Source organism: Microbacterium oxydans (assembly GCF_006540085.1).
Taxonomy (GTDB): domain Bacteria; phylum Actinomycetota; class Actinomycetes; order Actinomycetales; family Microbacteriaceae; genus Microbacterium; species Microbacterium oxydans.
Genome location: NZ_BJOG01000001.1, coordinates 579,587 through 598,706 on the forward strand (window position 1 = coordinate 579,587; position 19,120 = coordinate 598,706).

The 19,120-nt window shown below is 66.8% G+C and carries 23 protein-coding genes and 1 tRNA gene; 9 read left to right on the forward strand and 15 right to left on the reverse strand.

What is annotated here, in order from left to right:
* Positions 1-57: 57 nt before the first annotated feature.
* Complete coding sequence (locus tag MOX01_RS02755; RefSeq protein ID WP_141368258.1) at positions 58-981, reverse strand: DUF1295 domain-containing protein; 924 nt, start codon at positions 979-981, stop codon at positions 58-60.
* Between the two features lie 17 nt (positions 982-998).
* A complete protein-coding gene (locus MOX01_RS02760) occupies positions 999-2,837 on the reverse strand; it encodes an AMP-dependent synthetase/ligase (protein WP_141368260.1) in 1,839 nt (612 codons plus the stop codon).
* A 150-nt stretch (positions 2,838-2,987) separates the two neighbouring features.
* Here MOX01_RS02760 and MOX01_RS02765 point away from each other — a divergent pair, with 150 nt between their 5' ends.
* Positions 2,988-3,668: a hypothetical protein gene (locus tag MOX01_RS02765; RefSeq protein WP_141368262.1), complete on the forward strand. Its 681-nt coding sequence runs from the start codon at positions 2,988-2,990 to the stop codon at positions 3,666-3,668.
* 344 nt (positions 3,669-4,012) lie between these two features.
* Here the strand turns inward: MOX01_RS02765 and MOX01_RS02770 are convergent, their stop codons facing one another.
* The 4 genes from MOX01_RS02770 to MOX01_RS02785 all read right to left on the reverse strand — a co-directional run bounded on the left by MOX01_RS02770 (position 4,013) and on the right by MOX01_RS02785 (position 6,565).
* Positions 4,013-4,324, reverse strand: a complete 312-nt coding sequence (locus MOX01_RS02770; RefSeq protein ID WP_141368264.1) for a nucleotidyltransferase domain-containing protein — start codon at positions 4,322-4,324, stop codon at positions 4,013-4,015.
* On the reverse strand, positions 4,321-4,950 hold the full coding sequence (locus MOX01_RS02775; RefSeq protein ID WP_141368266.1) for a hypothetical protein: 630 nt from the start codon (positions 4,948-4,950) through the stop codon (positions 4,321-4,323). The genes MOX01_RS02770 and MOX01_RS02775 overlap by 4 nt, the downstream gene beginning before the upstream one ends.
* Positions 4,951-4,964: 14 nt before the next feature.
* Positions 4,965-5,648: a hypothetical protein gene (locus tag MOX01_RS02780; RefSeq protein WP_141368268.1), complete on the reverse strand. Its 684-nt coding sequence runs from the start codon at positions 5,646-5,648 to the stop codon at positions 4,965-4,967.
* Positions 5,649-5,764: 116 nt separating this feature from the next.
* Entirely contained in the window at positions 5,765-6,565 is an 801-nt protein-coding gene (locus tag MOX01_RS02785) for a hypothetical protein (RefSeq protein WP_141368270.1), read from the reverse strand.
* 705 nt (positions 6,566-7,270) lie between these two features.
* Between MOX01_RS02785 and MOX01_RS19350 the strand changes: the two genes are divergently transcribed.
* The 3 genes from MOX01_RS19350 (at position 7,271) to MOX01_RS02805 (ending at position 10,270) form a co-directional block, all read left to right on the forward strand.
* Positions 7,271-7,522: a type II toxin-antitoxin system RelE/ParE family toxin gene (locus tag MOX01_RS19350; protein ID WP_230977784.1), complete on the forward strand. Its 252-nt coding sequence runs from the start codon at positions 7,271-7,273 to the stop codon at positions 7,520-7,522.
* Positions 7,523-7,534: 12 nt separating this feature from the next.
* Entirely contained in the window at positions 7,535-8,632 is a 1,098-nt protein-coding gene (locus tag MOX01_RS02800) for a HigA family addiction module antitoxin (RefSeq protein WP_141368272.1), read from the forward strand.
* A gap of 87 nt (positions 8,633-8,719) precedes the next feature.
* Positions 8,720-10,270, forward strand: a complete 1,551-nt coding sequence (locus MOX01_RS02805) for a GAF domain-containing protein (protein ID WP_141368274.1) — start codon at positions 8,720-8,722, stop codon at positions 10,268-10,270.
* Between the two features lie 10 nt (positions 10,271-10,280).
* On the opposite strand, the gene MOX01_RS19050 is transcribed toward MOX01_RS02805, so the two are convergent.
* From MOX01_RS19050 to MOX01_RS02815, 3 genes are all read right to left on the reverse strand, one after another.
* The gene (locus MOX01_RS19050; RefSeq protein ID WP_170224096.1) at positions 10,281-10,442 is read right to left on the reverse strand and encodes a hypothetical protein; all 162 of its coding nucleotides are present in this window, start codon (positions 10,440-10,442) and stop codon (positions 10,281-10,283) included.
* A 197-nt stretch (positions 10,443-10,639) separates the two neighbouring features.
* Positions 10,640-10,864: a zinc-ribbon domain-containing protein gene (locus MOX01_RS19555; RefSeq protein WP_141368813.1), complete on the reverse strand. Its 225-nt coding sequence runs from the start codon at positions 10,862-10,864 to the stop codon at positions 10,640-10,642.
* A gap of 16 nt (positions 10,865-10,880) precedes the next feature.
* A tRNA-Gly gene (locus tag MOX01_RS02815) sits at positions 10,881-10,954 on the reverse strand.
* 102 nt (positions 10,955-11,056) lie between these two features.
* Between MOX01_RS02815 and dcd the strand changes: the two genes are divergently transcribed.
* Entirely contained in the window at positions 11,057-11,662 is a 606-nt protein-coding gene (gene dcd, locus MOX01_RS02820) for a dCTP deaminase (protein WP_045263886.1), read from the forward strand.
* Between the two features lies 1 nt (position 11,663).
* Positions 11,664-12,173 carry a hypothetical protein gene (locus MOX01_RS02825; RefSeq protein ID WP_141368276.1) on the forward strand — a complete coding sequence of 170 codons (510 nt, stop codon included), beginning with the start codon at positions 11,664-11,666 and terminating at the stop codon, positions 12,171-12,173.
* 10 nt (positions 12,174-12,183) lie between these two features.
* On the opposite strand, the gene MOX01_RS02830 is transcribed toward MOX01_RS02825, so the two are convergent.
* On the reverse strand, positions 12,184-13,215 hold the full coding sequence (locus tag MOX01_RS02830) for an FUSC family protein (RefSeq protein WP_170224098.1): 1,032 nt from the start codon (positions 13,213-13,215) through the stop codon (positions 12,184-12,186).
* Positions 13,216-13,258: 43 nt separating this feature from the next.
* Complete coding sequence (locus tag MOX01_RS02835) at positions 13,259-13,663, reverse strand: hypothetical protein (protein WP_058630804.1); 405 nt, start codon at positions 13,661-13,663, stop codon at positions 13,259-13,261.
* Between the two features lie 70 nt (positions 13,664-13,733).
* Here MOX01_RS02835 and MOX01_RS02840 point away from each other — a divergent pair, with 70 nt between their 5' ends.
* Positions 13,734-14,156: a MarR family winged helix-turn-helix transcriptional regulator gene (locus MOX01_RS02840; RefSeq protein WP_058630805.1), complete on the forward strand. Its 423-nt coding sequence runs from the start codon at positions 13,734-13,736 to the stop codon at positions 14,154-14,156.
* Between the two features lie 15 nt (positions 14,157-14,171).
* Here MOX01_RS02840 and MOX01_RS02845 read toward each other — a convergent pair whose 3' ends face one another.
* Entirely contained in the window at positions 14,172-15,077 is a 906-nt protein-coding gene (locus MOX01_RS02845) for an NAD(P)-dependent oxidoreductase (RefSeq protein WP_211368697.1), read from the reverse strand.
* Positions 15,078-15,101: 24 nt separating this feature from the next.
* The gene (locus tag MOX01_RS02850; protein WP_141368280.1) at positions 15,102-16,562 is read right to left on the reverse strand and encodes an MFS transporter; all 1,461 of its coding nucleotides are present in this window, start codon (positions 16,560-16,562) and stop codon (positions 15,102-15,104) included.
* Positions 16,563-16,678: 116 nt separating this feature from the next.
* Between MOX01_RS02850 and soxR the strand changes: the two genes are divergently transcribed.
* The gene (soxR, locus tag MOX01_RS02855; protein WP_046748766.1) at positions 16,679-17,119 is read left to right on the forward strand and encodes a redox-sensitive transcriptional activator SoxR; all 441 of its coding nucleotides are present in this window, start codon (positions 16,679-16,681) and stop codon (positions 17,117-17,119) included.
* Positions 17,120-17,146: 27 nt separating this feature from the next.
* Here soxR and MOX01_RS02860 read toward each other — a convergent pair whose 3' ends face one another.
* On the reverse strand, positions 17,147-17,473 hold the full coding sequence (locus tag MOX01_RS02860) for an NIPSNAP family protein (protein WP_046748679.1): 327 nt from the start codon (positions 17,471-17,473) through the stop codon (positions 17,147-17,149).
* Positions 17,474-17,491: 18 nt separating this feature from the next.
* Positions 17,492-18,349: an alpha/beta fold hydrolase gene (locus MOX01_RS02865; RefSeq protein WP_141368282.1), complete on the reverse strand. Its 858-nt coding sequence runs from the start codon at positions 18,347-18,349 to the stop codon at positions 17,492-17,494.
* Positions 18,350-18,422: 73 nt separating this feature from the next.
* On the opposite strand from MOX01_RS02865, the gene MOX01_RS02870 reads away from it, so the two are divergent.
* Complete coding sequence (locus tag MOX01_RS02870) at positions 18,423-19,067, forward strand: TetR/AcrR family transcriptional regulator (RefSeq protein WP_046748681.1); 645 nt, start codon at positions 18,423-18,425, stop codon at positions 19,065-19,067.
* The last annotated feature ends 53 nt before the right edge of the window (positions 19,068-19,120 follow it).

The window sequence follows — 19,120 nt, forward strand, 5'->3', positions numbered from 1 at the left end:
TCCTGCTTGTGCGAGGTGACGAAGAAGCGGCTCGGAGCGGGCTGGCCGGGACCCCGTCTACCCGGCAGTCTCCCGCATCGCGGGCCGGGTGAGCTTCGGGATCAGTACCGGAGTCTGTTCGCGGTAGGCGACGTAGTCGGCCCGGTCGCCCCACTTCTTCTCGGCGCGCGCTTCGAGCAGGGGGATGCCGCTGACGCGGGTGAGCAGCAGGATCACGAACAGGGGGGAGAGCAGCGCGACCCACTGCCATCCGACGAGCACGGGGGCAGCGGTGAGGAAGACGCCCACCCAGATGACGATCTCGCCGAAGTAGTTCGGGTGACGGGACCGCGACCATAGGCCGGTGCGGATGAACTCGTCCCGGTTGCGCGGGTCGGCGCGGAACGCCGACTTCTGGGCGTCGGCGACGATCTCGATCACCATGCCGAGGGCCCAGACGACGATGCCGACGACGGTCAGCCATCCGATCGGCGCGCGGGAGGAGGCGTCCGCACTGATCGCGATCCAGGCGGCGGCCGCGGTCAGCGACACCCACGCACCCTGGATCACCCACACCTGCAGGAACCGCAGCGGCGACCCCTTGATCTGGTCGAAGCGCCCGTCGGATCCGGCCTTGTGCACGCGCACGGCCAGGAACGAGCCGAGGCGCGAGGCCCACAGCATGACCATCGCCGCGAGGATCCAGCTCCGCGCGTCGGGCATCGGCGTCGACAGGACGAGCGCTGCGGAGATCAGGAAGAACGTGAGGCTGCCCGTCAGGTCGAAGAACCGTTCGGTCTGCAGCAGCATCGCGGGGATGAACGCGATGACCTGGATCGCGAAGGCCGCAGCGACGGCGAGGGCGAACAGCGGCACGCCGCCGATGGTCGCACCGCCCTGGCTGCCGGCGATCGCGACGAGCGCGCCGACCACGAGGGCGACGACGATCGTGATGAGAGAGGAGCGCGAGGAGCTCGGACGGGTGGGGGTGGGGGAGGACATGGTGTGCTTTCCGATTCTCAGAGGTACAGGTCTTCGACGGCGACGGCGGCGCGATCCAGCACGACGCTCCGCTTCAGCTTCATGGTGGGGGTGACGAGTCCACGGTCGTCGAGGTCGGCGAAGACCACGCTGAACCGGCGGACCTGCTCGCTGCGCGCGACGAGCGCGTTGGCCTCGTCGACGGACCGCTGCAGGTGAGCGTGCAGCGCCGGGTCGTCCACCGTGCGGATGTCGGTCGGGCTGGTCGTGCTGGTCGAGGGGATGCGGCTGCCCTGCGCTTCGGCCCAGGCGCCGGCCTGCTCCGGATCGAGCACCAGCAGCGCGGAGAGATACGGCTTCCCCTCGCCGACCATGACCGCGTGCGAGACGAGCGGATTCGCCTCGACTGCGCTCTCCCAGCGGGTCGGCACGATGGTCTTGCCGTTCGAGGTGACGATCACGTCTTTGAGCCGTCCGTCGAGGATCAGCCTTCCCTGCTCGTCGAGCCGCCCGAGATCACCGGTGCGGAAGAAGCCGTCGATGAACGCACCGTCGTCGTGCGCGGGGTCCCGGTAGCCGTCGAAGACGCCGATGCCGCGGGCGAGCACTTCGCCCTCGTCACTGATGCGGACCGTGAGCCCTGGCAGCGGTGCGCCGACAGTTCCCGAGGCGATGCGCCCTGGCAGGTTGCCGGTGAGCGGTGCGGTCGTCTCGGTCAGTCCGTAGCCCTCGATGACGGGAACCCCGATGCCGCGGAAGAACAGCGAGAGGTCGGCGTCGAGGGCGGCGCCGCCCGACAGGATGTAGCCGACCCGCCCGCCCATCACCGTGCGAAGGCGGCCGTAGAACAGTGCATCGAAGAGGCGGTGGCGCAGGCGCAGGCCGACGGTGCGTGCGGCGCCACGACCGGCATCGACTCGCTCGGCGCTGCGGCCCCACGCGATGGCCGTCGCCTCGGCATGCGCCCAGATCTTCGTGAGTCCCTTGTCGGCGGCCTTGCCCGCGGCGGCCGCCTGGATCTTCTGCAGCACCCGTGGCACGACCACCAGGAACGTCGGTCGGAGGGTGTCGAGCGTGGCGACGACGGTCGAAGGGTCGGACAGGTGCGCGATGCGCATGCCGCTGGCAAGGCAGATCAGCTGCAGGCCGCGCGCGAGCACGTGAGCGAGCGGGAGGAAGATGACCGTGTTGCCGGACTCGTTCACGATCTCGCGGTAGGCCGCGGCGATGTTCAGCACCTGACCGAGGAAGTTGCGATGCGTGAGCACGACGCCCTTGGGCTCGCCCGTCGTTCCCGAGGTGTAGACGATCGTCGCGGGGTCATCCTGCGTTGCTGCCGTCCTGCGGGCCTCGAGCTCCTCGTCGGTCACGTCGATGCCGCGGGCGGCCAGGTCGAGGAGGGTCCACGGCGAGGTCTCGGCGCTCATCACCCACGCCCCGAGGGTGACTCCGCCGGCGTGCGAGAGCGCCGACTCGAGCAGCGCCGCATGTTCGGTCGTACCGCCGATGGCCAGGCGCACACCGGCATCCGCGACGATCGCGTCCACCTGTGACCCCGACGAGGTCTCGTAGATCGGCACGACGACAGCACCGGCGTACCAGGCCGCGAGGTCGGCGACGGCCCATTCGTAGCGGGTGGGCGCCATGATCGCGATGGGGTCGCCGATTCGGATGCCCTGGGCGATGAACCCCTTCGCCAGAGCGCGCACCTCGTCCTCGAACGCGCGGGTGGTGACCGGCCGCCAGGAGCCCGTCGACGCGTCCTCGACCTCGAACGCCACATGGTCCGGTGCGGCGGCGGCCCGCGTAGCCAGCAGGTCGGTGACGTTGCGGTGGCCGTCGAGGGCGGCGAGCGGTGGTGTCGACGATTCGATCATCGGGGCTTCTCTCGGTCGTGCGGACGGCGCGGAGGGCGCACGAAATCGCCCTTCCTGTCTCTGTTCGGAACCGATGACGATTCGGATGGGATGCTTTTTCGCGGCCGTCCAGGCATCGAGAACGGGAAAGCGATCTGCCAGTATGGCGTCATGTCCGGCACGCAGAAGGTCGCCCCCGCGCTCGTCGTGATCGGTGTGACCGCCGCAGTGCTCGTCGGGTGCACCTCGCCGGTGGCAGTCCAGACGCCCAAGGCATCCGCTCCCGCGGTCGACCTCCGGACGGCGGCCGAGGCTGCCTCGACGCCGAAACCGACGGAACCGGAAAGATGCTCCGGCATGTCAGAGGTCTACAGCGACGGCGACGGTCTGTATTGGGAGCGCCACGGAACGCTCCGTGATCTCGGCGCGCGCGAGTTCGCGCGGGGCGAGGTGACAGTCGATGAGGACGGCACCCCGGTGACGTATATCGTCGAGCCCGGCGACGTCGAAGCCGTGGTCGCTGAACGGCTCTGCGCGTACCCGAACCTCGGCTCGATGAACCACCGGCGGGATATCCACCCTGGGCAGGTGCTCTGGCTCACGCCCGACCCCGATCTTCCCTGGGTGCCGTACTACAGCCCTCATGACGCCCCCGGTGGGTTTCAGCAGATTCCATATCAGCAGGCCATCGAGTCCGCGGGCGCGGCGGTCGATGCCGGTGACGTGGACACCGTGCGGGCGATCTGGAACGGCACGCTCAAGGGCATGTTCGCGACCCAGGAGACCATCGACGCCGTTCAGAAGGTGGTCGATTCCGGCGACCTCGAAGCGCTCCGCCAGCTCTTCTCCTGACGCCGCTCGGTCACGGACCCTTCGGCGGGGAGAGCTCGGTAAGCCACACGTGGTGTCACTTCTAGAGCTATTCCGGACTACTGAGCGGCTCTTGCCCTGTTGTTCGGACTGAAGTTCACGCGGTTCTCTGCGATCTGCTCGGAAGGGAGTTCCACAGCTACTCCGGACAAACGGCGCAGATAAATTCCAGCTCAACCAAGATTTCGATTCGAGATGACTGGACTTGTGAGTCGCGCATGAGCATCGCTTACCCTGCCGTCGTCGCCGATTGAACTTGCCGTCCTGCCAACGCCTCGGTCCGGGGATTGGACCACGGTGAGGATGAGGCGAGCTTAGGTCTGTCTTCAATCGTTGGTTCGAAGCGGCTCGGCACTCGATACTCGCTCTGCGAGCGTGACATGCAGGAACTGCAGCTCCGCGACCTCGTCCGGCATCATGGCGATGAGGTCAATTGGTGGGGTGCTGAGCTCCCAGTAGTCGGCCGCGACAAGACGCCGGAGGGCTCCAGCGTCGGTGTAAATGATGAGGACATCTATGTCCCGCGGGTCTTCAACACGGAGGGCTGATCCAAACAGCCACAACTCCAGACCACCGATGCTCGTCGCGGCGTCGTGGAGGCGCAGCAGTGCGTCCCACCGCGCGAGATGAGGGTTCAAAGCCTCGCTATGCGGGCGAAGAAGTCGTTGAGGAGGTACACCTCAACTCCGACTTCCTCGCTGGCCTCCTGGACCCTAGTGCTCAGCCCTCGACAATTGGGATTGGTGATCACGAAGGCGTCAGGCGTCAATCCAGGGTGTTGAGCGAGAAGGTCACGGAGCTCGCTCACCGGGAACTCGTACCGGTCATGGGTGATGATCTCGAGATCTAGGCCGTCCGTTCGTGCGATACGCCACGATTGTGTCCCGATGCGTACGACGTGGGTGACGCGGCGTGCTTGGAGCAGGCGTGACTTGAGGTAGATCTCATCCTGGTGGAGGAATGCACCGATCTCGCCAGTCGACCCCAGGGCCTGCTTCACGTGCCCGAACGGCGCGACCAGGACACCGGCGCTGGTGGCGGCTTCGACGACTCCGATCCCGACGGCGCGTCGAATCATGACGATGGCCTGACATGCCGGATGCGCGGCAGTGACCCGTTCGAGGTCTGCAACTTCAAACGGGACACCGGAGGCTTCACCGACATAGATGAGCACGTCACCGTGGATGGCCGTTCCTTCGATGTGCACACCCCCGGATCCGACTTCATGCGCGTAGTAGCCGGATTCCGCGAGCTTGTCGATCACCCACGATGCCATCGTCATGATTGCTCCTCGAAGACGTCCCGAATGTGTTCCGGGAATCGAACGGTCTGGGCTGCCCAATTGCCGGCCAGGTGGCGGTCTCGGAGTTGTGCCTCGTGAATCTCGAACTCCGCCACCACTGCGAGCTCGGCGTCGGTTAGTAAGTGTCTGTTCGCGTGGAAGATTCTCAGAATCGTGGCGTTGTTCGGGATGATGGTGGTTCTCACGAGGTCTGACCAGCGGTCGGCGCGGTCGATGTCCCGGATATCGTCGTTAGGTCCGTACAGCTCAAATACTCGCTTGTTGCTGGCGAACAAGGGGCGTACCTGGGCGAGTGCTTCCTCCCGTCGCAGGAACACGGGACTTCCAAATGCTGTCTCGCGAGCATCCTGGCTTCGCTTCTTCCACGCGCGCAACATGGTGACGTCGTACAGTTTCGGCGACTTGTCGATCTTGGTATGACACGTCGGGCAAAGGAGAAGGAGGTTGTCCGCCTCTGCTCGCTCCAGGTCGCTGAGCCTTCCCCCGTCATCCGCGCCTCGCGGGCCGTCCGGGCTGGCGGCGATGATGTGTGCCCGCTCAGCGATGGGCACGTCGCTGAGCGCGTGGAGGTCGTTAGCGCACTCTGGGTTCTGGCAGTACCCCGCAGATTCGGACCAGAGGTAGTCCTGGACGGCTTTTGATGGGTTCTTTCTCGGCACGATGTGGATCCCTCGAATCAGTGACGCTGGATAGCCATCCGCGTCGTGATGATTCTTTCGCTGACTGATGGATGACAGTGGATGCGCATCCCCGCCGGACCGTATCATGGCTGAGGTTATGGATGGTCGCCGGACTCCCATGCAGCTTCAATCGCCTTCGCCTGCTTATTCGCGTCCGTCAGCCACTCATCATCCCATTCGCCGGCCACGACATAGTCTGACGCTCGCTGCAGCACCATCTTGAGGTAGTCCCAGCGGGCGGGCCCGTTGTTCTCCTGCTGATCTTCGGCGAACCCGATTTGGATGATGTCGTAGGCGTTCTGGATGTCGATGAAGAAGTACATCGCGGCTTCGCGATTCGGCAGCATGAGCCCGAGGTCCGCTGCCGCCATGTAGTCCTCTTGCCGCACCTGATTCGGGCCCTCCTTCCCCATCTGGGCGCGTACTTTGCGCAGAGCGACCAGCATCTCGCGACCGGCTTGCTCGGCTCGAATGTGGTGTTCGTCACGCAGTCGCCGATCCTCTGCAGCTGCAACCAGGTCGTCCTCGCGTTGCTGCGCTTTCGCTGCGAGGTCGTCCTCGCGCTTCGTCGCCGCGGCTCGGAGAGAGTCGTCCCGCTCTTGGTCAGCTTGTCTACGCTCCTCTTCGCGAGCCGCTGCAGCTTGCGCGCGGGCGTCCTCAAGCTTCCGATCCTCGAGATCTTTTGCATCCTGCTGCCGCTTTGCCTCGAGATCTTTGGAGTCTTGCCGCTTCGCATCCTGGTGTTTCGCAATCGCGTTGACGACGAGAGCTAGGAGGCCAAAGACTCCAGTGATTACCGCTGCTACGCCGGCGCCTTGCAAGACGGACCAAACGGTGACAGCGGATTCATTTGTCTCGGTCGCAGCAGACAGCATGAGAGCCAAAACGATGTTCATATTCGAACGTTAGCGGGTGGAGGCAGTGGCGGATGCGTGAAGCGCGTTGTCCGTCGATGGGGCTGCTGCGGCCCTCCCCGAATCGGGCCGTCGGCCTCCGCCGCGCGGGTACGCGCGTCGCGGCTCTGCCACCCTGGAATCGTGCTCCTGATGTAACTCCTACATCGCCGTACTGTGCGTCCACGCTGACTAGAGCCCGGTCCCGCGCCCAGCGTTCTGTCGAACGTTGTCCGACGCGCGCCGCGTTGGACTTCGACGCGGACGCTCTTCTGGAGGTTGCGACGTTGTCACTGCCGCGCCACGCGCGCCACGGAGACATACCTGCGGGATCTGGGTATAGGCCGTAGCGGGTGGTGGATGCGCCAGCCTTGAAGGAGTTCGCGGCGCGAGTAGCGTCGGGAAGGCTGTCGAACTCTCCCCTGCCCACGCGACCATCTGGTCGTTCGATCCGTACAGCCACCACGACGGGCGGTCGCCGGTGTCGTTTGTCACCAGAAAACGCGAGTAGTTCCCCAACCAATCGATGATTCCCGCGAGCGAGTCCTTCCGTCGCGGTGGGACGTGAACCTCCGAATCCGCTTAGATGGTTCCCAAACTGGAATATCGCGGCGCATCCTTGCGCTACAGTGTAACGAAGTCGGTGACATCATGGAGGTTCGATATGAGGACCGGAAGCTAGAGAAGCTGTGTACGGACGAACGCGAGATGAAGCGTCGACGCGCAGACATCGCCCCGCGGCTTCGTCTGCGGATCAAGGCGCTGGAGGTCGCGAACAGCATCGGAGACCTGGCTACGGTCGATCCGCTCGGCGGCTGGCACGTCTTGACTGCTGATCTCGATGGTGCATGGGCGGGCAAGCTCAGCGCGAATTACCGCCTCCTGGTCGCGCCGGTCGGGGAGAGCGACGCAGAAGAAGCCGTCATCGTCACAGTCATCGACATCATCGACTATCACTGAAAGGGGAGCACGATGTCCACGCACACCAACTACGCTGTTGCTCCCGGTGAGTACCTCGCCGAGTGGCTCGACGACTCAGGCACTACCCAGCAGCAGGCGGCGAGTCGCATCGGGGCGAGCCGCAAGCAGATCAATGAGATCGTGAACGGACGGGCGCCCATCACTGCGGAAACGGCATTCAAGCTACAGCGCCTTACACGCATCGAGGCTGACACGTGGCTGCGACTCGAGCTGCAGTACCGCACCGATCTCGCACGCCTGCACGACGAACAAGAACTCGCTCAGCACGTATCGAAGATTCCCGCAGCGACGGCGTCGTACCTTCGCTCGCTGGGCGCCACGACCGCGTCTGCGCGGGCCCCAGGGAAGCTCGTCTCCGACTTCCTCGCATTCCATTCCTTCGGGACATGGCAAGCATTCGAGGAGAGCGTTCAGCGTTCCCACGACGGTGAGTACGCTCTCGCGGCACTCACAGAGAACAAGGCCGCCTTCGACCTGGTCGCCTGTTCGACGTGGTTGCGCGCCGGCGAGCTGTCCGAAGCGTTCGAACGGGGGCAGCGGTACTCCTTCGACGAGGAGGCGCTCCGGGCACTTATCCCGCACCTGCGGGAACGAGCTGCGTATCCCGACGATGCCATGCTCCATGATCTTGCTGAGCTCCTGTCATCGGTGGGCGTAGTGTTCGCCATGGTCGAGCCGCCCAAGAGCTTCCCGTTGTACGGGATGACACGGTGGATCAACAATCGCGTTCCGATGATTCAACAGTCCGGCCGTCGAGCGAAGGATGGCTTCATCATCTGGACGTTCTTCCATGAAATCGGCCACGTCCTGAACGATCCGCGCGGCGAGATGCACTACGAGCTCTCCTCGAAGAAGGTTCGCTCCACGAAAGCGGAGAAGGCCGCCAACGCGTTTGCGTTCGAGTCGTTGTTCGGTGAGGACGGATTGGAGCCGTTCGATGGCTTGACGAGCGACCGCGCGATTCAGCGCGCCGCGCGTGAGGTGGGGGTGTCCCCGGGGGTTGCAGTGCAGCAACTGCATCGGTACCGGAAGCTCCCGTACAACTATGGCAATCAGCTGTTCGTCGATGTCGAATGGGGGAAGGCGTAACCTCGCGCTCTGCGACAAGCCTCAGGGCGCGTTGCAAGGCAAGCCCAAATTACTGTGCGAAGCCACCATCCATTCTTCGAGGATCACATGACCCTCGAGACCATCAGCAAAGCGGCTACCGTAGGTGGCAGGCTCATGCTGTACTGCGGTGCGGGCGTAACTATCGACCGCACCGGACACAGCTGGGGCTCGCTCATCCTGTCGCTGCTACCGGAGCGGAAGCACAAGACTCGTCCCGATATGCCGACACGGTCGCAGGTCGGCGGCTTGAACGGTCGCGCTCCGGAATCGCTCGCCTCCAGCGTCGTCTACCTTCTGCGCGCGAACTCGGGTGGCGGGGAAAAACTGCGTCGCACACTACGCGAGCGCCTTCGCGCGTCTCTTTACCAGGAGGAAGGTCGCTGGCAAAACGGCCGGATCGTAGAGGAGATCGTTCTTCTCGCAGCATTGCGGTCTGCCCGTGGAGACGAGACGACGATTCTCACCACGAACTACGACACCTACCTGGAGCAGACCCTGGACAAGGTTCGCCAGAACCTCCCGGATTCAATGCCTGCTCCGGGGCTGCGCGTCTTTCGGGCGGGCGTTGAGACGCCGTTGCGCGTCGTGGAGCCCCACCTGATTGATCCGACAGACCCGGGCGCGTTCGTCGACATCGTCTACCTGCACGGCCGGCTCCCGAGAGCCAAGAAGGGGACCGTTCACTGGCCCCTGGTCCTCGACGAGAACAGCTATGCAGCGACTGCGAAGCCGGTGGAGAAGACTATCGCTGACGCACTCGAGGGCGCGTCGCTCGCTCTGATGCTCGGCACCAGCCTCAGTGATACCCCGCTGGTGCGGGCGCTCAGCACGACTCCTCGCGACGGCTGCGAACGCCTGGCGGTGCTTCTTCGCGCCGACTTCGCGCACAACAACGATGCCGATGAGGAACTAGCGCTAAATCTTGCCCGACACCGCGCGGCGGAACTCGGCGTCGGGCTACTATTCCCTGACTTTCCCGGACAGGTCGCGCAGCTGCTTCGCGAGGTGGTACTGCGGAGAATCTACGCGGTGGCGCGCCCGGATGTGCCGGAAAGCCTGCCCTATACGGACCGAGTGGATGCGTGGTGGACGGGCTGGTCAGCACGCGCGGGGAAGGACCCTGACCTCATCAAGCGCGTCCGGAAGACCCTCGGGCGGATGTACAAGCTGATGGAAATCGCTCCGCCCGCCTCGCCGCTCGATGTCGAACCCGAACGGTTTCAAGTGGAGCTCTGGGTGCGTGAGGCGCCGGTCGCTCAGCACCGTAGTTTGCGGCGGTGGGCGCGCGCAGGAGACCGCCAGGTGGATGGGCTCGGGGGAAAGGTTGCTGATTTGGAGGTGGGCAGCTACCTTGCTCCGGTCCGTGCATTCGTCGACGGCAGACCGCGCCTGCTCAGCGTCGAGGATCTGGACGGCGGACGCCATGACCTCACGCAGTACACGTGGAAGGCTTTTCTCTGCGTACCAATTCGCACCTATGGCGCCATGGTTGGGGTGATGTGCCTGGCGAGCACGCGGTCCGTTCAAGACAGCGCGATGAACCGGGACTCGAAGACGACAGCCGACCTGGTGTCGCGTCTACGGCTCGACGGATCAAATCTTCTCGCCGTGGACTAACGTCCGGTCATCAGAACGCGGAGCGGTGCGCCGCAGCAAAAAGAGCGCGCTGGTCACGCGCTTCGCGCTCGCGGTTTCCGCGATTCGCTTCCTGCACCAGTCGGGTGCGTGCGTTTCCAGCGTCGTTCTGGCGGGTGTTCCCAGTCTCGCTGCGCATCGTGTTGCGGTTCACGTTGCCTCCATTACTAGCGTAACTGTTCGCGACAGTCTTGTCGCCACGAACGTTCGCGTCAAGCCGACGAGTATTGTCGTGTCCGTCGGTGCAACAAAGAACTGCCGTGTTCCCATCCCTGCGCGGTAGTTTTCGGACGCAGAGCTGAAACGCATGCGAGGTTGACACCGCGGTGCTGTTTCCGCGCCTCTTGATTCTCACCGGTTCCCCGGCCGTTGATGCCACGGGCACTCCACGCACCCGCCCGACAGTCGCCGGTTCGGGATGCTCTGCTCGGTCTCGTGGCCGTCCTTGCACCTCCAGTGGTGCCTGTCGTTTGACCCGCGCATCACCTCGTTCGGGTACTTGCGGTTCCGCCAGGGGTGCCAGTCGCCGATGAGAGTCGGGTCTGTGGTGGCGAAGTCGTTGAACCCGGCGAGGATGAGGCGGCCGGCGCAGTGGAGGGGCTGACGGGAATCGAACCCGCGCTGTCTGCTTGGGAAGCAGAAGTTCTACCATTGAACTACAGCCCCGTACCCGCATCCGAGGAGCGGGCGAACGCCAGCCTACCCGTCCGGTGCCCTTTGGCCAAAGCAGGCACGGCGTCGGAAGCCCCTGGCAACTAGGCTGGTGCCGTGCTTCTCAGCGACCGCGACATCAAGGCAGAACTCGCATCCGGCCGCATCGGCCTCGACCCGCGTGAAGACGGGATGATCCAGCCGTCGAGCATCGACGTGCGTCTGGACCGGTACTTCCGCCTGTTCGACAACCACAAGTATCCGTTCATCGATCCGTCGGTCGACCAGCCGGAGCTCACGCGCCTGATCGAGGTCGACCCCGACGAGCCGTTCATCCTGCACCCCGGCGAGTTCGCGCTCGGGGCGACGTTCGAGCAGGTCACGCTGCCCGACGACATCGCGGCACGTCTCGAGGGCAAGTCGTCGCTCGGACGCCTCGGACTCATCACGCACTCGACCGCGGGTTTCATCGATCCCGGCTTCACAGGGCACGTCACGCTCGAACTCGCGAACGTCGCGACCCTGCCGATCAAGCTGTGGCCGGGCATGAAGATCGGTCAGCTGTGCTTCTTCCGGCTCACCTCTCCCGCCGAGAACCCCTACGGATCCGGCCCCTACGGCAACCGCTACCAGGGTCAGCGCGGACCGACGGCCTCCCGGTCGTTCCAGAACTTCCATCGGACGGATGTCGGCACCACCGACGTCGGAGCAGTCGGAGGCTGAGATGACCGACGCGAGCGGTACCCAGCCGGAAGAGCCCGTCATCCCGGAGCAGGCATCCTCCCTGGAGGAGCCGCGCTCGTCGGAAGGGCTCGAGCTTCCGGACGAGTCGCTGATCCCGCCCGCCGACGTCGTGATCCCGCCGCCTCCGCCCGAGATCCCGATCCCGGACGGGCTGCTGACCCCGCCGCCGTCTGATCTCCCGTCCGCCGACGCGGTGATCCCGCCGCCTCCGCCCGCGACGCGGCGCGCCGACCGTGCCCGTCCGACTCCCGCCATCCTCGAGGGGGAGCCGCCCGCCGCGGTGGCCGATGACTGGGCGCTGCCGTCCGTCGCACCCGAGGTGCCGACGTCGGGTGGCTACCGCGTGCTCACCATCGTGATCTTCGCGTTCCTGTTCCTGCTCCTCGTCGCCGCGATCGTCGTGGGCGTGTACCTGCTGAACACCACCAGCTTCCCGTTCGCGGGCGCCGACGTCGCAGCGTCGTCGATTTCAGGCGTTCCGCTCCTGTGACCTGCTGAGCTCAGGAGCGTTTCCGGGCCGTCCTGCGTCGAAGTGCTGCCGAGGCGACGGCGACGATCGTGCCGACGGCCACCCCGATCACGGTCTCGATCGCGCGGTCCTGCAGCAGCATGTCGACGGGCGTGGGTGCGGCCAGGTGCACCATGAGCAGGGCAAGCGGGGTGATGAAGATCATCGCGATGCCGTAGTTGCGGCCGACGAACAGCTCGGCGGCGGCCTGCAGCACGACCACGAGGGCGATCACGGCGAGTGGGGGCAGGTCGATGGCGAGGATGCCGGCGGCGACGAGCACTCCGAGCAACGTGCCGACAAGGCGCTGGATGCCGCGGATCACGCGGGCGTTGAGCTGAGGTCCGCTCACGGCGGCCACCGCGCCGACCGCCGCCCAGTACCAGTGCGAGTCCATGATCAGCAGCCCGGCGAAGCCCGCGCCCAGGATCGCGACTCCGACCGACGCGGCCATCTCGCCCGCGATCGGGCCGACGGGCTGCAGGGTCTTCGGCGGCACGTCGTCGGTGCTGCGGGTGAGGATGCCGATGAGGGCGGTGATGGCCAGGCCGAACAGCACGCTCGGTCCACCGACCAGCAGCACGTCCCCGAAGGAGGCGGCGGTGGCGGGGATCGTCGCGCAGGCTCCGACCGCGAACACCGGGAACAGCGGCCCCGGCGGGTGCCACCGCATCGTGTAGGCGAGCAGGGTGACGGCCGACGCGATGACCGCGACCACGAGGATGCTGGCCGGGGCCGGGGCGGCGAGGACCGACAGTGCCGTGCCGACGAGCATCGAGGCGAGGATCACGCCACCGGCGCTCGCCTGCATGCGGATGCGGTCGCGGAACACGTCGTGCCGCCCGTAGAGGGCGGCGAAGGCGCCGAAGCTGGCGTAGATGCTGAGGTCGAGGCGTCCCAGTGCCCAGAGCACGAGTAGGGGGACGGCCACGCTGACCGCGGCGCGCAACGCCACCCGGTGGTCGCCGCGGTGCGGCTCGACGCGCAGAACGCCGGTCCACACCCTTCCCCGCGAATCCGCCACTGATCCAGCCTACGTCCGACTCCCGACCGCCTCCGTCGTCGGGTCAGACTGCCGAGGCGCGTAGGAGCAGCCGGGTCTTCTCCAGGATGTGGTTCAGTGCTCGTGTGGCGGCGAGCGCGTCGTCGTGATCGACCTCGTCCCAGATGGGGCCGGCGACGCGCGCGATCTCACGGCTGATCGCGGCCACCAGTGTCGTGCCCGTGGGGCTGAGGTGAGAACCCTCGACGAGTCCCCGCTCCTGGAGGGCGCGGAGGAAGAGCGCGGAGTCGGGGTCGTGTAGACGGTCAGCGACGAACCTGTCCACGCTGCCCTCTCCCTCGAACTGGGAGACGAGGCGCAGCGTCACCCATTCCCGTTCCGACAGGGCATGGGGGGAGAGCAGGGTGAGCAGGAGGGCGTTCAGCGCCTTCTCCGTCTGGCCGATGAGCTGCGGGCCGAAAGGGATCATGAGGGCTCCATATCGTTGGTGCGGCCAACGGTAGCACATCATTGGTGATGCCAACGAGTAGCATCGGTTCATGGATCGACTCGAACACAGGGCGACGTGGTGGGTCAGTCGGGCGCACCTGCGCTCCCACGCGCTTCTGCAGGAACTCTTTGCCGACGTGGGCGCTCGCGCGTACCACTACCGGTTGCTTGCGGCAGTGGAAGAGGCGGGCCCGATCAGTCAGGCCGACCTCGGACGCGCGACCGAACTCGACCGCAGCGACGTCTCGGTGGCACTGGTCGTGCTGGAAGAGGGCGGGTTCGTCGCGCGTGCCCCTCATCCGTCCGACCGCCGTCGGAACCTCGTCAGCCTCACCGCAGCAGGCCGCGCCGAGCTCGCCCGGCTCGATGCGGTGGTCGATCAGGCCCAGGAGCAGTTCCTGGCGCCGCTGACCGCCGACGAGCGTGCCGTGTTCCTCGACCTCACCCGCCGGGTCGCTGTCGCGACCGATTGATCGCCCTCCGGCGGGTCACTCGTCTTCCGCCTCGTCGCGGTGGGGCCGCTCGTCGTTCAGCACCTCGAACAGGCTGGAGAACCCCTGGTCGCCGTGGCCGTCGGAGATCCGGCGATCCATCAGCCGCCTGATCTCCCGCATGCGCACCGTGTCCATGCCGAGCGCTTCGCGATGGCTGACGAGGTCGTCCATGAGTGCTCTCTGCACGTGCAACGAACCCAGGTCGGGCCCGTACTCTCCTACGGCCACGGCCTCGCCGAAGCTCTTCACCAGCGGCACATATCCCTCGACGGTCCCCGCGACGCGCTCCGCGAACCCCACGACATCGGCCCCCTCGGCGGTGATCAGTGCGAACGTATGCAGCAGTCCGATCAGGAACTCGTAGCCGACCGCCACCTGAGCGAGGAACTCGACGGCCGCGTGGCCCGCATCCTCTCCGTGGTATCCGACGGTGCCGAGGTCCTCCAGCGCCCCGCGGTGCGTGTCGAAGCCGACGCGATCTCCGCTGAAGGAGAGGAGCACCTCGGGTGACCCCACGGCGGCGGGGTCGCCCATGATCCCGCCGTCGACATATCGCGCGCCGTGCGTCTGCGCCCACTCCCCGGCGGCTCTGGCCTGGGCAGGAGAGCCACTGGTGACGTTCACGATCACCTTTCCTCGTGCCGCCCCGGCGATCGTCTCGAAGACCGCCTCCACGGCGGTGCCGTCGAGCAGGCACACGATCACGAGCGGGCTCGCGGCCACCGCATCGGCGGCCGTCCGGGCGACATCGGCACCGAGCGCAGCCAACGGTGCCGCTCTGCTCCCGGTGCGGTTCCACACGGTGGTCGGGTGGCCGCGTCCGACGAGCGTCCTCGCTATGGCTGTTCCCATCTTGCCGAGGCCGATGACGGTGACGGGCGTCCTCGGGTTCTCATCCACGTTCATCCTTCATGTCCCTCTCGTTCAGTCGGTGGCGGGTTCGGTGGCGGGAGTGGGAGCGAGGGGTGGGTCGTCGTCCGTCGAGGAGAGGCCGATGCCCCAGCTCGCGCCGCGGGCGACGAAGACTCCGAGCGCCGTGACGGCCGCGAACGCGAGCATGAGCAGTCGGGCGGCATCGACGACGTCGGGCATGGCGAGGTTCACGAGCACGCCGGCCATCGCCGAGCTGAACGCACTCGCGATGATGAAGACGGTGTTGACGGCCGCGGCGGCCTTGGCGCCCTCCTCTTCGCCCGAGGTGCTGCTGAGCGCCGCCACGGTCAGGTGGGGGAAGCCGATGCCGATGCCGGCTCCGGCGAGGAACAGTGCGATGAACCACAGGGCGATGACGAGGACGGAGGGGCCCTCGTGCTGGAGCAGGCCGTAGGCGGTCAGCCCGGCGGCGACCACGAGTGGACCGAGGGTGATGAGCGTGCGCCGGGACCGGATGCCCATCGCGTTCGCGCTGAACACCTGTGTCACCGACCATCCGAGGGACAAGGCTGCGCCGAGGAGCCCGGCGACGAACGGGGCGAGCCCGCCGATCTCCTGCCCGAACAGCGGGATGAATGCCTCGGTGCCGATCGCGAAGGCCAGCACGGCGACCGTGACGTAGACCCACCCGAGCGATGATCCGTGCGCGAAGGTGACGCGCGGCAGGATGCCGGTGCGACCGCGACGCTCGTGGCGCAGGAACCAGGCACCGAGAACGACACCGACGGTGATGGCGACCCCGGTGCCGAGGCCGCTGGGGACGACGCTCGCGATGCCCACGGCGGCGACCCCGCCGGCCAGCAGCAGGAGCGAGCCCCAGGGGAGTGACTCGCTCGACCGCGTGCGAGCGGTCCGCGGCAGTGCGCGGACCACGACGATGCCGATCAGCGCGGAGACCACGGCCAGTCCCACGAAGGTCACCCGCCAGGCATCGAGCTGCGCGAAGATGCCGCCCACGACGGGGCCGACGATGTTGCCGACGCCCCACATCGCCGAGACGAGCGCCGCGCCCCGCGCCCAGAGCCGCTCGGGGAGTGCGCGCTGGATGAGCGCGTAGCCGAGTCCGGCGAGAAGTCCGCCTCCGAGGCCCTGCACCGCCCGCCCGGCGAGCAATGCCCACATCCACGGACTCGCGGCGCAGAGCAGCGACCCGAGAGCGAACAGGCCGAGGGCGAGCAGGTACGCCCGGACGGCGCCCTGCTGGGTGAGAACACGGCTGACCATCATCGAGCTCACCACGGAGGCCAACAGGAAGGTCATCATCGTCCAGGCGTAGAACTCCGCCCCGCCGATGTCTCCCACGATCGTGGGGAGCAGGCTGGTCGTGAGGTAGACGTTGCTCGCTTCGAGGAGCACACCGCCTGCGAGCACGGCGGCGGTCGGTGCGTAGCGGCGGCCGAGGAGTTCGCGCCAGCTGCCGGCGGGGGCGGTGCGTTGCGGAGTCTGGGTCATCGGGGGTGCCCTTCGTGGCGTCGATGGGGCGGGAGAGCCGCCCGGCGGCGCCGTGTCTCGGCGGCCGTTCGTCACGCTAATACCTCGAGTAAACTCGAGGTCAAGAGGAGGCGATGATGTCTTTGGAGCCCGACGATCTGCTGGCGATCGGCGAAGTCGTGCGACGCTCCGGCGTTCCCGCGACAGCGCTGCACTTCTACGAGCAGCTCGGCCTCATCGCCTCGACACGGACCTCGGGCAACCAGCGCCGCTACCGGCGCCACATGCTGCGTCGGATCTCCCTGATCGTCGTCGCCAAGCGGCTGGGCATCCCGCTCACCGATGTGCACGAGGTGTTCCAGAGCCTCCCGGTGGACGAGCCGCCATCGCAGCGGGACTGGCAGCGGGTGGCGAAGCTCTGGCGCGCACAGCTCGACCTCCGGCGCACACAGCTCGAGCATCTGCGCCGCGAGCTCACGGGGTGCATCGGCTGCGGGTGCCTCTCCCTCAAGGCGTGCCGACTGCTCAACCCCGAGGATGCACTCGCAACGGACGGTCCAGGACCGCGCCGCATCTGACGGCGGGCGCAAGCCGTTCGGGCGCCGTCAGTCCTCCGGATCGAGGTCTGTCGGCAGCAGCGGTCGCATGAAGGTGCGTTCGTAGCGCAGCACGCACCCGCTCTCGTCGCGGATACGGTCCGCCTCGATGAACTGCGGATCGACCCCGAAGCCCTTTCGGTACACCTCGTAGTCAGCGAGCGACGGGAAGGTGAACAGTGCCAGGGCCTGATCGCTCGCTCCCTCGGAGGGAAGGAAGTAGCCGTGATGTCTGCCGCCGTGATCATCGACCAGCCGCATCCAGGCGCGCGCGAACTCTTCGAAGGCGTCGATCTTGTCCGGATCGATCGTGTACGTCACGACGCAGGTGATCACGAGGTCAGGTTACCCCGGTCACCGCATGTGCGGAGAGGCCGTCAGCGCGATGGCGGCATCGAGCGTCGCATCCGCCGACAGCACCCTCGTGTGTCCCTGGCCCTCTGTGCGCACCAGACGCGACCGTGCGCCGTGGGCGTCGTGCAGACGGAGCGAATCGTGGTCGGGCATCCTCCGGTCGCCGCGGTCGTGCACCACGAGCAGGGCGGTGTCGGCGGGGAGAGGGCGCTTCACGGCGTCGTATCGTGCGGTGACGGCGGACTGATCCATGTGCAACCTCCTGCGGAATCGCTCCGACAGACGGGCGGTCGTCGCGGCGTCGAGGTGCAGGTCTGTGGCGAACTGTGCGAGGAAGGCGTCGGGGGCGGCGGCGCCGGCGATCACGGCGACGGCCGGAACCGGAACGGTCGAACGGGCTGCGGTCAGTGCCGCCAGCGCCCCGAACGAGTGGCCGACGATCACCACGAACGGCCCGTGCTCGGCCTGCAGCTGCTCGGCCGCGTCGATCCAGTCGCGGATGTCGGTGCTCCGCCCGGACGATGAGCCGTGCGCAGGAGCGTCGAACGCGATCACACGGAACCCCTCGGAGCGCAGTTCCCGCACCAGCGGCGCGAATTGCGAGGCTCGCCCTCGCCAGCCGTGCAGGAGCAGCGCGGTGTGAGGTCCGGTGCCCCATTCGTAGGTGACGACCTCCTGACCGCGTACCGTGAGCCGGCCCCGTCGGGCGTCGGCGTGCGTGGGAGCGTCCGCTTCACTCACCCGCATCCGCGGCGACGTCGTGAAGAACAGTCGATAGGCGATGTCGCCGGCGAGCGTCGGCGAGACAGCGGCGGCGAGCGGGATGCTGCGGGCGAGCAACGCGGGCACGGACGGCATGGAGGCTCCTTCGCCGGAACAATACGAACGATCATACGTATAGTAAGCGAACGATCGTTCGTATACTAGGTGTGTGACCGAGAGCGCTGTTCTGGACGGGCGGAGGGCCCGTGGTGATGCCTCGCGCCGCATCGTGCTGCAGAGCGCGACCGACCTCGCATCGGTCGAAGGGCTCGACGGACTGAGCATCGGGCGGCTGGCTGAGGCCTCGGGGTCGAGCAAGAGCAGCATCGCCACGCTGTTCCAGAGCAAGGAGGGGCTGCAGCTCGCAACCGTCGCCGCCGCCCGCGAGATCTTCACGGCGCGGATCGTCGAGCCCGCGCGAGTCCATCCGCGCGGGCTGCACCGTCTCGCCGCGCTGCTGCACAACTCGCTGTCGTACTCGCGGGACCGGGTGTTCACCGGCGGATGCTTCTTCGCGGCGACGGCCGCCGACGTCGACTCGAAGTCCGGACCGGTGAGCGATGCGGTGCGGTCGGCGCTGGTCGACTGGTACGGCTATGTGGAGGCCCAGCTGCGTCACGCCGTGGATGCCGGAGAGGTCGAGGCCGACCCCGAGGTGCTCGCGTTCGAGCTCGTCGCCCTGAACGAAGAGGCCAACTCGCGCTCCCTGCTGCTCGATGACGCCCGGCCGTACGCGATCGCCGCCGCCGCGATGCGAGCGCGGCTGCGTGCCGCCGGGGCGACCGAGTCGGCCCTGCTGCTGCTCGACCTCTGACTCTCGGGCGCTGAGAACGCGAAACGCCCCACCCGAGTGTCGGGTGAGGCGTC